Source organism: Fulvivirga sedimenti (assembly GCF_020328055.1).
On the sequence record NZ_JAIXNE010000003.1, the window covers coordinates 343256 to 355492 of the forward strand.

At 46.1% G+C, this 12237-nt stretch carries 12 protein-coding genes; 10 read left to right on the forward strand and 2 right to left on the reverse strand.

What is annotated here, in order from left to right:
• Window positions 1-40: 40 nt before the first annotated feature.
• Window positions 41-616: a YqgE/AlgH family protein gene (locus LDX50_RS13790; protein ID WP_225697884.1), complete on the reverse strand. Its 576-nt coding sequence runs from the start codon at window positions 614-616 to the stop codon at window positions 41-43.
• A 1-nt stretch (window position 617) separates the two neighbouring features.
• Entirely contained in the window at window positions 618-1202 is a 585-nt protein-coding gene (locus LDX50_RS13795) for a MiaE family protein (protein WP_225697885.1), read from the reverse strand.
• 71 nt (window positions 1203-1273) lie between these two features.
• Between LDX50_RS13795 and pdxH the strand changes: the two genes are divergently transcribed.
• The 10 genes from pdxH to dapA all read left to right on the forward strand — a co-directional run bounded on the left by pdxH (window position 1274) and on the right by dapA (window position 12175).
• On the forward strand, window positions 1274-1918 hold the full coding sequence (gene pdxH / locus LDX50_RS13800; protein ID WP_225697886.1) for a pyridoxamine 5'-phosphate oxidase: 645 nt from the start codon (window positions 1274-1276) through the stop codon (window positions 1916-1918).
• Entirely contained in the window at window positions 1857-3113 is a 1257-nt protein-coding gene (locus tag LDX50_RS13805; RefSeq protein ID WP_225697887.1) for a glycosyltransferase family protein, read from the forward strand. Before pdxH ends, LDX50_RS13805 begins: the two co-directional genes overlap by 62 nt.
• Before the next feature lie 169 nt (window positions 3114-3282).
• Window positions 3283-4365, forward strand: a complete 1083-nt coding sequence (locus LDX50_RS13810) for an aminotransferase class V-fold PLP-dependent enzyme (protein WP_225697888.1) — start codon at window positions 3283-3285, stop codon at window positions 4363-4365.
• A gap of 72 nt (window positions 4366-4437) precedes the next feature.
• Window positions 4438-5361 (forward strand): universal stress protein, encoded by a 924-nt coding sequence (locus LDX50_RS13815; protein ID WP_225697889.1) that lies wholly within the window; start codon window positions 4438-4440, stop codon window positions 5359-5361.
• 66 nt (window positions 5362-5427) lie between these two features.
• On the forward strand, window positions 5428-6672 hold the full coding sequence (gene xseA, locus LDX50_RS13820) for an exodeoxyribonuclease VII large subunit (protein WP_225697890.1): 1245 nt from the start codon (window positions 5428-5430) through the stop codon (window positions 6670-6672).
• Complete coding sequence (gene xseB / locus LDX50_RS13825; RefSeq protein WP_225697891.1) at window positions 6665-6871, forward strand: exodeoxyribonuclease VII small subunit; 207 nt, start codon at window positions 6665-6667, stop codon at window positions 6869-6871. Before xseA ends, xseB begins: the two co-directional genes overlap by 8 nt.
• 31 nt (window positions 6872-6902) lie before the next feature.
• Window positions 6903-8774 (forward strand): M1 family metallopeptidase, encoded by a 1872-nt coding sequence (locus LDX50_RS13830; RefSeq protein WP_225697892.1) that lies wholly within the window; start codon window positions 6903-6905, stop codon window positions 8772-8774.
• A complete protein-coding gene (ligA, locus tag LDX50_RS13835; RefSeq protein WP_225697893.1) occupies window positions 8774-10789 on the forward strand; it encodes an NAD-dependent DNA ligase LigA in 2016 nt (671 codons plus the stop codon). The genes LDX50_RS13830 and ligA overlap by 1 nt, the downstream gene beginning before the upstream one ends.
• 1 nt (window position 10790) lies before the next feature.
• Window positions 10791-11303 carry a DUF6913 domain-containing protein gene (locus tag LDX50_RS13840; RefSeq protein WP_225697894.1) on the forward strand — a complete coding sequence of 171 codons (513 nt, stop codon included), beginning with the start codon at window positions 10791-10793 and terminating at the stop codon, window positions 11301-11303.
• Window positions 11300-12175 carry a 4-hydroxy-tetrahydrodipicolinate synthase gene (dapA, locus tag LDX50_RS13845; protein ID WP_338030000.1) on the forward strand — a complete coding sequence of 292 codons (876 nt, stop codon included), beginning with the start codon at window positions 11300-11302 and terminating at the stop codon, window positions 12173-12175. The genes LDX50_RS13840 and dapA overlap by 4 nt, the downstream gene beginning before the upstream one ends.
• Window positions 12176-12237: the final 62 nt, after the last annotated feature.

Sequence of the window (12237 nt, forward strand, 5' to 3'; positions counted from 1 at the left end):
TTTTATTACACCTCTATAACTGTAAAAATACTAAAATCATTCAATTAAGTCTTGGGTCGGTGGGATAATTTGAATATACATAAAAACGGCCTCCCAGCTGTTTTAACACAGTTTTCCATAAACTGTTCACGTCGGAGTCAAAGATAAGCTCCGGACTTACCGGAGGAGTGACGATCCAGGAGTTGGCGGTTAGCTCTTCTTCGAGCTGTCCTTCCGACCAGCCGGAATAACCTGCAAAAAATCGAAAATTGTTAATATCTATCAATCCTTCCTGCCCCAGAAAGGTGAGTTGATCAAAATTTCCTCCCCAGAACAGGCCCGGGGATATCTCCGTGCCACCTTCAATCTTGTCCGACCGGTGAACAAAATGCAATGTATTCTGCTGAACCGGACCACCCACATACACCGGTGTTTCAATCATGTCAAGATCTTCCATGATCTCACTCACTTTTACCTGGGAAGGTTTATTCAATACGAAGCCAAAGGAGCCGTCTTCATTATGTTCGCATAACAGTATGACCGTCCGTTCAAAATTAGGATCCGGCAGAAAAGGCTCCGAGATCAAAAGGGATCCTTTTTGCGGTGGAACTTCATTATTGAACTTGAAATAATCCATATCAGTGTAAGGCAGCTTTGAGTGGTAATTCGGCCAGAATCAGCGATTCCTGGTGGTTTATTTCCTTCAACCTACTATAAACCTCCTTTTCATCAAAATAATTAAGAGCCATTTTTACAAAAATATGGCCGTGCTTCGCTTCGGAAGCCCATAAATCATGGTAGAATTTCTTTAGATCACCCTCCGGAAGCGCTTCATAGATCAAACGGAACCTTTCAGCTCCCCTGCATTCCACCACCGAAGCCACCAGCAGTCTGTCAAGAAATCGCTCTTCCCTCCCGCTCCGGCAAAAGTCAACCAATGCTTTCACATAGGGATCTCCCGGAATTTCGTGGGGAAGTGACAAGCCCCGGGATTCCATGATCTCATAGACCGACCTGAAATGTTCCAGTTCCTCAACTGCCGTGTCGATCAGTTCCGGGATTATCTCAAGCCTGTCGGGATATTTTGCCACCAGGCTCATGGCCATTGCACTTGCTTTTCGTTCACAGTGTGCATGGTCCAAAAGGAAATTATCAAAATCGGATATGACCGTTTCCACCCATTGGGGTGAACTTTCACTCTCAAGTTCAATGCTTAATTTCATGGTATCAATCTTAGTAAATCCACCACTGAAAGGAAAATTTATCGGTATATTTGAGTAGAAAAAATAACGCCATGAAATCTTCGATTGCCGACCTAAGGAAGGAATATTCAAAAAAAATTCTCGACGAGTCCCATGTTGACAAGGATCCGATCCGTCAGTTTTCCCAATGGTTCGAAGAGGCCCTCGCCTCTGAAATCATGGAACCCAATGCCATGACACTTTCTACAGTCAGTGAAAATGGGTTCCCCTCAGGAAGGGTCGTTCTTCTGAAAGGAATCGAGAATAATGGGCTCGTGTTCTATACAAATTATCAAAGCTCCAAGGGCAGGGATATGGAGAATAATGCCGTCGTCTCCCTCACATTTTTCTGGCCGGAACTAGAACGACAGGTCAGAATACAGGGAACCGCTACAAAAGTGCCCCGTGAAGTAAGCGAAGCCTATTTCAAAAGCCGGCCAAAAGCGAGTCAGATTGGTGCATGGACCTCCCCTCAGAGTACACCGATCAAAAACCGGTCGATCCTCGAGGAACGTCAACAAGCTCTCGAGAAAAAATACAGTGACGCTGAGGTGCTTCCCCTTCCAAACCAGTGGGGCGGGTATCATGTGGCTCCATTTCTGATGGAGTTCTGGCAGGGACGCCCCAGCAGGCTTCATGACCGGGTCCTCTACACGCAAACGAAAGATTCCTGGAAGATCTCACGGCTTGCACCCTGATCTGAAAATATATTTTGAACGGTATGCAGCCGGACCGGCATTATTGCCGCCTCCTGAAACACCTCCGGAACTGATCTTTACCATCCCTGCTCACCGGGAAGAGAACATCGCGCACACGATCGATTCATTGTTGGATTGTGAATTCAACCGCCCAAGCGAAATCCTGGTGCTGCTGAATTACAGCGAAAACAGCCCACAGGCTATCAGGGATGCCCATCACCGCGACCTGGAACACCTGCGTAACAGGTATGAGGAGAAGCACATGGACAACGTAGCCCTCCATTTTCTCCTAAGGGAGCTGCCCCATAAACACGCCGGCGTAGGACTTGCGAGAAAAATACTGATGGATGAGGCAGCACGCCGTTTGGATCCGGATACAGGCGTAATCATCGGTCTGGATGCTGATTGCCTTGTTTCACCAAATTATGTCAGTGAGATTGAAAAACATTTCCTCCTTCATCCTGAAATACACGGAGCTTCCATCTGGTTTGAACATGCCATTCCCGAATCCGGATTACAACGCGATGCCATCATAGCCTATGAGCTTCACTTGCGGTATTTCATCGAAGCCCAGCGCATGCTGAAATTACCTTATGCTTACCATACGGTAGGTTCGTCAATGGCAGTGCGGCCTATGGCATATGCCAAAGCAGGTGGAATGAACAGGCGTAAAGCGGGTGAAGATTTCTATTTCCTGCACAAGATCATCCCCCGGGGTTTTGGTGAAATCAATACCACCGCCGTTTACCCCTCAGCCCGGTCATCCGATCGGGTCCCATTTGGTACTGGCAGAGCAGTCCAGGACCTTATAGCAAGCAAGCGGGATCCCGCGACCTATGCCCCGGAAAATATTATGATTATTAAGAATATGCTCAATAATATTTATAACAAAGTCCTGAATATTAATAAGTTAAATTCAATAAATAAACAATTACTTGAATATATGAATGCTGAAGAAAACTTTCAGCGGATACGACGGAATTCATCCGATCTCACTGCCTATCACAAGCATTTTTATGCCTGGTTTGATGGCTTTCAACTCATGAAAGCACTCCACTTCTTACGGGATAACCTCACCCCGGATGTGCCGGTGGATGATGCCGGGACCTGGTTGCTGAAGGTGTATCATAATATTGATTTTGACGGAAGCAGCCTTGATCTGTTATTGAAATACCGGCAAATTCAGCGGATTTAAAAAAGGACTCCGGCACGGAACAGTGCCTGCCGGAGCACCTTCATCTTAACCATACCCTGCAAATCTAGTATCATTGAATTAACCCCCTGTAAAGGGGTCGTTACCAAACAATCACTATTATTTACAGCTATGTTATTTCAATATGAATTTGGTTAACTAATTTTGACCTATGCCAAAGATTTATTTCACCCCCGGTCCCTCACAACTTTACTTCACCGTTCAGGAACACCTGCGAAGAGCTTTAAGAGAAGACATCCCTTCCATTTCACACCGTTCCACCAAATTCCAGAACATCTATGCGGAAGCGGTTGATAATATTTCCGCATTGCTGAATCTGCCTTCTGGTTATAAGATCCTGTTCACCGCCAGCGCAACGGAAGCCTGGGAACGGATCATACAGAACCTCGTGGAACGGGAGAGTTTTCACCTGGTTAACGGCGCGTTTTCCGCCCGTTTTCATGAAATATCACAGCAATTAGGGCGTACTGCCCTTTCCGCTGAAGCGGCTGAGGGCTCGGTGGTTGAAATGTCATCATTACTGATCCCAGAATCCACCGAGCTTATCGCCATTACACACAACGAAACAAGCACCGGCGCCCGCCAACCTGAAAAGGATGTTGAAAGCATCAGGAAAGCCTTCCCCAATCAACTGATCGCACTGGATGTCGTTTCTTCCGTACCGGATGCGGAAATCAATTATAACCACGTGGATACAGCATACTTCAGTGTTCAGAAGGCGTTCGGACTTCCTGCCGGACTGGGTGTCTGGATAGTCAACGACCGTTGCATAGAAAAATCAGCCCAACTGCAGGAAAGCGGAACCATCACAGGCAGCTACCACTCAATCTCAGCAATGCTTGAAAAAGCGGTTAAAAACCAGACGCCGGAGACACCCAATGTACTGGGCATATATCTGTTGGGGCGGGTTGCCGGCGATATGCTGGAAAAGGGACTGGATCAAATCCGGCGCGAGACTGCATACAAGTCGGCGATGCTTTATCATACCTACGAAAACCACCCACGCCTGAGGGCATTTGTCACCAATCCGGAACAGCGTTCACGTACCACCACCGTTGCACATGTCGATTCAGGGAGTCCGGAATTGATCAGCTATCTGTCATCCAGGGGTTTTATCGTTGGAAGCGGCTATGGAAAATATAAATCCGATCACATCCGAATCGCCAACTTTCCCACCCATTCGAAGGAGCAGATCGAAATGCTGGCAGATTACCTGTCGGCCTGGAAACAATAAGTATTTAGCAAAGTAAATGTTTCATTTTGAGGGAAATGCTCTATTTTTGCATCAAAATCCAATGTTAGTATAATGGAGCCAATTAAAGATATTATTGTAGGGCTGGATATGTCGGAGATGGATAAGACACTTATCGAATTTTCGGCATTCATCGCGCGACGCGGCTTTGTGCAGCGGGTCCAGTTCTGGCACATTGTACGCGGGGAGAAAATACCGGCAGACGTGAAACTTGAATTTCCGGATATGTCGGAACGACTGGTTGCAGAACGCACCGCGAAGATAAAGGATAAGGTTGCCAAATACTTCCGGATCGACCGGGAAATCAAATTTGAATACAATGTTAAAGAAGGCAGTGTTGCCTCCCTCCTGGACATGGCTATCCGGGGCAATGCCGACTTAATAATTATTGGTCAGAAAAAGACCATGCAGGGCACAGGAATTCTGGCTCAGCGTTTAGCCAGACGCGCCAGCTGTAATCTGCTCATCATACCTGAGGGAGCCACCCCCAGTGTCCGTAAAATCCTCGTACCGGTTGACTTTTCAAAGTATTCAAAACTGGCGCTGGAAACAGTAGTGGAATTGAGCCAGCACCGCACCCAGCCGATTGAAGTCTACTGCCAGAATGTATACTCCGTCCCGGCAGGCTATCATTATACAGGGAAGACCTATGAGGAATTTGCAGAGATAATGCGCAAAAACGCAGAAAAGGATTTCAATAAACTCATCAGTAAGGTCGACATGAAGGACGTCCAGGTAACTCCGGTTTATTCCCTGGATGTGAATGAGGATCTTTCGAGCGATATCCGTGATCTTGCAACGGAAATCAAGCCAGATGGAATTGTCATCGGTGCCAAGGGAAGAACTGCTGCAGCTTCGCTGTTTTTGGGAAGTATGGCAGAGAGATTACTGAATACCAATCTCGATTGTCCCCTCCTCATTGTTCGTCCGCGTGGCAAGGCAGCCGGACTGCTGGAAACCTTCCGGGATATTAATTAACCACCCATATAAAATCACGATACGACATCATGAGTCCGGGAATATTTAAATATTTTTGGACGACTGATGGAACACCTGCGTTTACTTGAACTCAATCAGCTTATACGAAGCACACTCGACAACAATCTCGAGCCTTCTTATTGGGTGGTGGCTGAAGTCGCTGAGCTTCGGCTGAATCAGAAGGGCCATTGCTACCTTGACCTGATCGAGAAAGAGGACGATAGGCTGGTGGCCCGTATCCGGGCGACTATCTGGGCCTATACCTTTCGCGGACTTTCTGCATGGTTTGAATCAATAACTGGAAAACCCCTCCAGAACGGGATGACCGTGCTCTGCAACGTAAGTGTTGAGTACCATGAGTTATACGGGATGTCACTGAATATCCGGGAGATTGACCCGCGGTTTACCCTCGGAGAGCGGGCCCGCAAGCGACAGGAAATCATTGAAAGGCTTACACGGGAAGGCGTGGTGGACATGAATAAATCAGTTGCCTTGCCGGTTGCGCCACTGAGGATCGCAGTGATCAGCTCACCAACGGCTGCGGGGTTTGGCGATTTTTCCGACCAGCTAAAAAATAATTTGTACGGATACGCCTTCCGTACCCGTCTCTTTAAAGCAGTGATGCAGGGTGATGAGGCGCCTCCATCGATCATAGATGCACTGAACCGTATTCACAACAGTATCAACTCCTTTGACGTAGTCGTTATCATCCGGGGCGGTGGTGCGCAGGTAGATCTTGATTGCTTTGACACCTACGACCTCGCCAACCATGTTGCCCAATTTCCGTTGCCTGTACTCACCGGAATTGGCCATGAGCGTGACGAAACGATACTCGACCTCGTTGCGCATACCCGGCTAAAGACCCCTACAGCGGTTGCTGAATTCCTCATTGGTGGGGTGCGGAGCTATGAGGAAAGAATGATCAATCATTTTGAAACAATCGCCTATCACGCCCAACAGCGATTGAAATATGAGAACCAGCGTCTGAAAAACCTGGAATACCGTCTTAAAAGCGGGGTTCGAAAAGTTACTTCCCAACAGGATCTGTTGCTAGAAAAAAGAAGCGGTCAATTGAAAGCGGCAGCCAGGAAATTCCTATCCATGAAAATGGAGCGACTGCGCATCGCATCCAAATCCCTGGAACTTGTGCATCCCGATAACATCCTGAAGCGGGGATATACGTTAACAACGCTGAATGGGAAATCCATTCATCAGGTTGAATTAAAGGAAGGCGATACGATTACAACCTATACGATCAACAAAAAAATCAACAGTCAGATTACAACCATAAACAACAACAAAAATGAGTGAGAAGAAAGAAGATTTCAGGTTTGAAGATTCACTGCAACAAGTGGAGCAAATCGTGGAACGGATTGAAAAAGGAGAGCTGGATATAGATGATCTCACCAGCCAGGTGGATAAAGCCGCCGAAATACTGAAGAAATGCCGTGAGTTTTTACGAAAAACGGAAGACGACCTGGAGAATTCACTGGGTGAACTGGATCAATAATGTATTTTTAAAAATCAGGATATAACAATATATGAAAAGCTTGTATTTACTTATTTTATCAATTCTCACCGCACAAATATCCATTGCCCAGGAAACACCTGTGGGATATTGGCAACAACGTGTGGAATACGAAATGGATGTGAACATGAATGTGGAGACACATCGCTTCACAGGAGATCAAAAACTGACCTATTATAATAATTCACCCGATACACTTACCCAAATATACTATCACCTTTACTTCAATGCATTCCAGCCGGGAAGTATGATGGACATGCGGTCACTCACTATTGAAGACCCCGACCGGAGAGTGGGGAGCAGAATATCTCAACTGTCTGCCGACGAGATTGGTTATCAGCATATCAACTCCCTCAAACAGAAAGGAACGGACCTCGCATTCAAGGTTTCAGGCACGATTCTGGAAGTTACGTTGAATGAACCGATACTGCCCGGGGGAAAAAGCGTCTTCACACTGAGTTTCGAAGGCCAGGTGCCTGTCCAGATCCGCCGATCCGGCCGTGACAATGCTGAAGGCATCTCCTACTCAATGTCACAATGGTACCCAAAAGTGTGTGAATATGATCACCGCGGATGGCATACAAATCCTTATATCGGACGTGAATTCCATGGTGTATGGGGTGATTTTGATGTGAAGATAACGATCGACCCATCGTACACGATTGGCGGAACAGGTTATCTCCAGAATCCTGATAAAATCGGACATGGCTATGAATCAGAAGGTAAAGAAGTGGCTGCCTCAGAAAAACCTCTTACATGGCATTTTATTGCCCCCAATGTACATGATTTCATGTGGGCCGCAGACCCGGATTACACGCATACCAGGATCCAGGTACCGGACGGTCCCATGCTCCATTTTTTCTACCAGGCTAACGAGGAAAACCAAGCCGCATGGGAAGCATTGCCCGGGACCATGGTTAAAGCCATGCAATACATGAACAAAACTTTTGGAGTGTATCCCTACGAACAATATTCCTTCATCCAGGGAGGAGACGGCGGAATGGAATATCCCATGGCAACGCTCATCACTGGAAACCGAAGCCAGGGAAGCCTGGTAGGTGTTTCTGTGCATGAGATGATCCACAGCTGGTTTCAGGGTGTCCTTGCCACGAACGAAAGCCTGTACCCGTGGATGGACGAAGGATTCACTTCCTTCGCTTCAGCCCTTACAATGCAGCATCTTTCAGGTGAAACGGGCGGCAATCCTTTCCGGGGATCTTACCAGGGATATTTCTTCATGGCCAACAGCGGCAACGAAGAACCCCTCACCACACACTCAGATATGTATCACACGAACCGGTCGTATGGCATCAATGCCTATTCGAAAGGCGCGGTATTCCTTGCACAGCTGGGATATGTAATTGGTGAAGAAAACCTGATGAAGGGAATGCGCAGGTACTACAACACCTGGAAATTTAAACATCCCACATCAATCGACCTGATCAGGGTTATGGAAAAAACCTCAGGCATGCAGCTGGACTGGTACCTGGAAAATTTCGCATACACAACCAACAGAATTGATTACGGTATCAGCGACGTAACAGGCGTGAATGATGAAACCATCGTGACCCTGGAGCGTGTCGAAGCTATGATGATGCCCGTAGACCTTTACATTGAGTATACCGATGGCTCTTCAGAAATACTTTATATTCCGCTGCGTATCATGCGCGGAGAAAAGCCGGTGGAAAACCTGGAAGTGTCAAGAATCACCAAAGAAGCGTGGCCGTGGACGTATCCAACCTATTCGCTGAAAATTAACCGTCCGATCACAGAAATTAAGTCGATAGAAATTGATCCGACTGAAAGAATGGCCGATATTGATCGGAACAACAATACATTTGAAGGAGTTAATTCAATTAAAATCTACAAAGACCCAACCCGGTAATGAATCGCGAAGAGGCGAAAAAGAAGATCGAATCCCTTTCGGAAAAAATCGATTATTACAACGAGCAGTATTACCAGAATAACCGATCCGAAATAAGTGACTTCGAATTTGACAAACTGCTTGAACAACTCATAGCACTGGAAGAGGAATATCCTGAGCTAAGGCAACCCGACTCTCCCACCCAGCGTGTTGGAGGAACGGTAACCAAGTCTTTCAAAACGGTATATCACAAGTATCCCATGCTTTCACTCGGTAATACCTATTCCCGGGAAGAATTGGAAGAGTTTGATAACCGGGTAAAAAAGGGCCTTGGCGACGAACCCTATGAATACTTCTGCGAACTTAAGTTTGACGGCGTAGCACTAAGCCTGACCTATGAAAATGGATATTTGTCACGCGGGGTAACACGGGGCGATGGCACCCGGGGTGATGATATCACAGCAAACGTGAAGACCATCCGTACCATTCCGTTAAAGGTGAAGCACATCAAGGACAGTCCGCCTTTTTTCGAAGCGCGTGGTGAAGCATTCATGCCCCGTCAGACATTCATAGCCTTGAATAAGGAGCGTGAGGACATTGGTGAAGAAGTGTATGCCAATGCACGGAATACCACTTCAGGTACGCTAAAAATGCAGGATTCATCGATTGTTGCGCAGCGTAAACTCGACTGCTATCTTTATTCTATTATGGGTGATGACCTACCCGTAGAAACACACGCAGAAGGCATTCAACTGCTGGAGCGCCTGGGATTCAACGTTTCACCGACGTACCGATTGTGCAAAACCCTGGAAGAAGTATTTGATTATATCGCAGAATGGGAAGATAAGCGTCGTTCGTTACCATTGGAAACAGATGGTATCGTAGTAAAAGTAAATCGTCTCGACCAGCAGGAACAACTTGGCTTCACTGCCAAAAGCCCGCGCTGGGCAATCGCTTACAAGTATAAAGCCGAAGATGCCATAACCACCCTTAAGGATATAACATATCAGGTTGGCCGAACAGGCGCAATCACTCCTGTGGCAGAACTCAAACCAGTCTTCCTGGCAGGCACAACTGTAAAGCGCGCTTCCTTACACAATGCCAATGAAATCGAGCGGCTCGACCTTCGTATAGGAGATCAGGTTTTTGTTGAAAAAGGCGGCGAGATTATCCCGAAAATAACCGGGGTTGATTTGTCGGCAAGAAAGGAAGGCCTCGAACCCGTAACTTATATTACCCATTGCCCTGAATGTGGCACAGAACTGCAACGAATGGAAGGTGAAGCAGTTCATTATTGTCCGAACCAGGACGGTTGTCCGCCACAGATAAAAGGTCGTATAGTCCATTTCATCCAGCGCAAAGCCATGGATATCGACAGCCTTGGAGAAAAAACGATTGAAATGTTATTTGATAAAAATCTTGTTAAGTCGCCTGCCGATCTGTACGACCTAACCTATGAGAATATCATTTCTCTGGAAGGTTTTAAGGAAAAGGGCACAAACAACCTGTTAACGGGAATTCAGAAGTCAAAATCAGTACCATTTGAGAATGTTCTTTTTGGTTTGGGAATCCGGTTTGTGGGAAAAACGGTTGCCGAAAAACTCGCCCAGGCATTCAAATCAATTGATGCCCTTATGAACGCTTCCTATGAAGACCTGATCGCCGTTCCGGAAATCGGGGAACGCATTGCCCATAGCGTAATTGAATTCCTTGGAAATGAGCAGCATATTGATGAAATCAATCGATTAAAAAATGCCGGTGTTCAGATGGTTATCGAAGAAAAGGAGGAAATTAAACTTGGAAATCAACTGGAAGGAAAAACTTTTGTAATTTCGGGAGTATTCGAAAGGCATGAACGCGATGAACTTAAAGAATTGATTGTTGCTCATGGCGGCAAGGTTCTTTCGTCTATTTCGGGTAAATTGGATTTTTTACTTGCAGGTGACAATATGGGTCCTTCAAAAAAGGAAAAGGCCGAAAAGCTCGGGATTCAAATTATTTCGGAATCTGATTTTGAAGGAATGATCAGTCAATAAGATGTTCAGAGATTTGTTTGTAAAGTACAGAACGAATGCGCAGTTAAAACGCAATAACGCTTTCCGCGGAAGCGTGCTGTATGAAGATGCGAAAAACGTTGGCATCCTTTACACAGCTGAAGATCTTACCAAACATGACATCATCAAGGACCTTGCAAAGAAGTTTGAGAGTGATGGTAAAAAAGTGAGCGTGATGTCATTCCTTCCTAAGGACGTTCAGAACTTCGAATTCCGGTATAATTTCTTCACCGACAAGGAGATCGGCTTTTTCGGGAATGTAAACTCGGAAGATGTGCATACCTTCGTTAACAAACCCTTTAATTACCTTCTTTATGTAGATTTCGAGGGAGACCCAATCATGCGATATTTATTATCGATGAGCCGTGCACAGTGCCGCGTAGGGTTTTTCGAAGAAATCAACCGGCCTTTCTGTGATCTGATGGTGGCCCCACAGCAACCCAATTACAAAAGTCTTGCTCATGAGATGTATAAGTATACAAAAGTCCTTTCATGATGAATAGGTTATCCGGAACCGGAGTAGCGTTGGTTACGCCCTTCACAAGGTCGCTTGAAATTGATTTCGAAGCCCTTGGAAGGCTGATGGATTATACCCAATCGAATGGTGTCGACTATTATGTCGTAATGGGCACTACCGGTGAAACCGCCACCCTCTCTCCCGCTGAAAAAGCAGCCGTATTAAATTTTGTCAGGGAAAACAACCGGGCAAACTTACCCATCGTTTACGGATTGGGAGGAAACAACACGGCTGCACTCCTTTCAGAATTAAAAAATACCGAACTCAGTGGAATTGATGCACTTCTGTCTGTAAGCCCATACTACAATAAGCCTTCACAACGGGGAATCGTTGCGCATTATGAGCAACTGGCAAATGAGGCACCGATCCCAGTTATTCTCTACAACGTTCCCGGAAGGACTGCCAGTAATGTAACAGCAGCATCTACACTGATTCTTGCCCATCACCCGAACATAATTGGTATTAAGGAAGCTGCTGGTGATATGGATCAGGTGATGCGCATAGCGCGCGATAAACCGGAAGACTTTCTTCTTATCTCAGGCGATGATCTTTTAACGCTTCCCATGATGAGTGTTGGTGGTACAGGAGTGATTTCAGTTCTGGCAAATGCCATTCCGAATACATTCCAAAGAATGATGACTGAATTCCGGGCTGGCAATGTACAGGGAGCAGCACTAACTTCATATGAAATGCTGGACCTGAACCCTCTTATGTATGAAGAATCTAATCCCGTGGGAGTAAAATTCGTTTTATCGGAACTTGGAATTTGTGAACCTCATGTACGGTTACCGCTATTCGAGGCCTCTGAATCGCTTAAAGCGCGTATACGGGAGATTTTGCATAAAATGTAAGGAAAACATCCCGTTTAAAGTGAATAGTGGGTTACCACATCGAAAGGATAGGAATTTATCAG